Genomic DNA, 2,661 nt, shown 5'->3' on the forward strand with positions numbered 1-2,661 from the left:
ACTAAAAATGTTCTTTTTATAATTTCACTACACCAAAGTTTTATAACATATTCTGCATCATTAGATATTTCAGAAAGACAAGAATGGGAAAAAATTAAGGGTAGATTCATAGAATTACTTTTTAATGAGCCTGTTGAGCAATTATTGTTTTTTGCTTCTAAAAAACTTGAGCGTTTTGAATTACCAAAGAAAAATGAAGATAGTTTCAACTTAGTAAACAAAGCAATAAAAAGCAGTAATCTTATTATTTTTAACGAAGTAAGCACAACAGAATTAGCAAAATCGCTTTATCCGTTGGATTGGTTATCCTCCAATATTTTAGTTAATGCTTTACAGCGTTACGGACAAAATGAACGCTCATTATTTACTTTTTTAAATGACAGCACAAAGTTTTCAATTAATTTATTTAAAGGTAAATTTTACTCTATTTCTAATGTTTTTGACTACTTAATTAATACGTTGGGTAGTGAAATTTATAGTTTTAACAATCCACATAGAGCACAATGGCAAACTTGTTTCAGAGCGTTAGAACGTGCAGAATTAATAGAAGATATCGATTATAAATTAGTTTCCGAAATAATTAAAACTATTTGTCTAGCTAATCTTTTTACAAAGGCTGGAGGTTTATTTGATAAACAATTTATATCCAAATATATTCATCATACTGGTGAATTCAACGATGTTGCTATTGAAAAAGCTATTGACAAACTAGACAAGTTTGGTATTATTAGGTTTTATAAGCATAGTAATAAAATAAATTTCCTTGAAGGAACAGATTTAGATATTGAACAAGAATTGGCTGATGTTTCAAAAGAAATCAATCACGATTTTTCTGTCACTGATGCTATTTCTTACTTAGTGGATTTTCCAGTTATTTTAGTTAAAAAGAATTCTTTTGAAAAAGGTACTCCACGTTTTTTTGAATTCCGAATCTTAACAAATTTAAACAATATTAGCAATGCAGAAGGTGCATTAGATGGTTATATTAACTTGATTTTTGACACTACTATAAAAGAAAAAGATGTTAAGGCATCTTCATCAAATACAGGTAGTAATCTTTTTGTTATTTATAAGAATTCTAATGAAATTCACAATGAAATTTTCACAATTAACAAGCTTAAATTTCTAATTAATAAGCATAAAGAAGATAAAAATGCCATTAAATTATTAAACAAGGAATTAGAATTTCATAAACAGCAATTAGAAAAATTTGTTTTAAACAATTTATTCAAATCAAATGACCAGAATATTTGGTTTTACAATGGTGAAGTTGAAAATATAAAATCTAAAAGGGAATTAAATGAAACATTGTCTAAAATTTGTAATATTGAGTTTGAAAGAACGCCACATTATAAGAATGAATTAGTTAACAAGGAATTTTTAAGTCCTCAGATTACCACAGCAAGGAAATCTTTTGTGCGTCATTTACTAAATAATGAAAGCGTTGAAAACTTAGGATTTCCAAATGATAAATTCCCGCCAGAGAAATCGATTTATATTACTTTAGTAAAAGATACAGGGATACATTCGAGAAGTAATGAGTTAAATCATTTTGTTTTTTCCCCCCCAAGTGATGAAACTTTTGTACCTCTATGGGAAGAGTGTGATACTTTTATAAGATCTGCTAATTCATCTAGAAGAAATTTGGGTGAATTGTATGACATTTTGAGTAAAGCTCCTTTTAAATTAAAAAAAGGTTTTACTGAATTTTGGGTGCCATTGTTTTTGATTATCAACAAAGAAGATTTTGCGTTATTCCATGAAAGTAATGGATTTATACCTTATCTAACAGATGATGTTTTAGATTTAATTCATAAATCACCAACAAATTATTCTATTAAGAGCTATGATGTTTCTGGCTTAAAAGTAAACCTTTTAGAAAGTTACAAAGAGTTAGTTCAAGTTGGCGATGATGAATTAGGAACAAAAAGTACTTTTCTATCTATTTTTGGAAATTTTCTGCGTTTTTACAGAGGCTTGAATGACTATACAATAAATACCAAAAGACTTTCTCCTAAAGCTATAAGTTTGAGAGAAGCTATTAAAAGTGCTAAAGATCCAGAAGATGCTTTATTTAACCAATTTCCAAATGCTTTAGGATTTCATTCCATTACTATGAATGATGATGAAGAATTATTAAAGTCTTACACTTATCATATTCAAGATGCTATCAGGGAAATTCGTTCTGCGTATGATGCTTTACTTGATAGAATTGAAGAAAAAATAATTCACTCTTTTTATTGTGAAACGAATAATTTTGAAAATTATAAATTAGAAATTCAAAGTAGATTAAATAGTGTTAATTTAAGTTTATTAGGTACTGAACAATCTATTTTCTATAAAAGATTGATTTCTCCTCTAGATGATAGAGCTTCTTGGTTAAAATCAGTTGCAGATTCCGCACTTGGCAAATCAATTGACCGAATGATAGATGAAGAAGAAGTATTATTAATTACTAATTTAGAAGAATATTTATTGGGATTAATTAAGGCATCCGACCTTCATGAATTTTCATTAGATGCAAACACCAAAATGGTTTCTATTCAATTATTTGGAAGCACAGGGAGTATGATTAATGATAAAATCATAATTTCAAATGAATATAATATAGAATTTGAGAACATAAGAACGCAATTGAAAGAAAAATTAGTTACTTTAGAT

General features: G+C 27.5%; 1 protein-coding gene. It reads left to right on the forward strand.

Translation table 11 applies throughout. The features are described from left to right. Nucleotides 1-2,661 (forward strand): hypothetical protein (locus VFS71_RS18795; RefSeq protein ID WP_326403180.1); only part of this gene is annotated, 2,661 nt, incomplete at both ends.

The sequence above is a fragment of the Flavobacterium sp. genome (assembly GCF_035760125.1).
Classification (GTDB): Bacteria; Bacteroidota; Bacteroidia; order Flavobacteriales; family Flavobacteriaceae; genus Flavobacterium.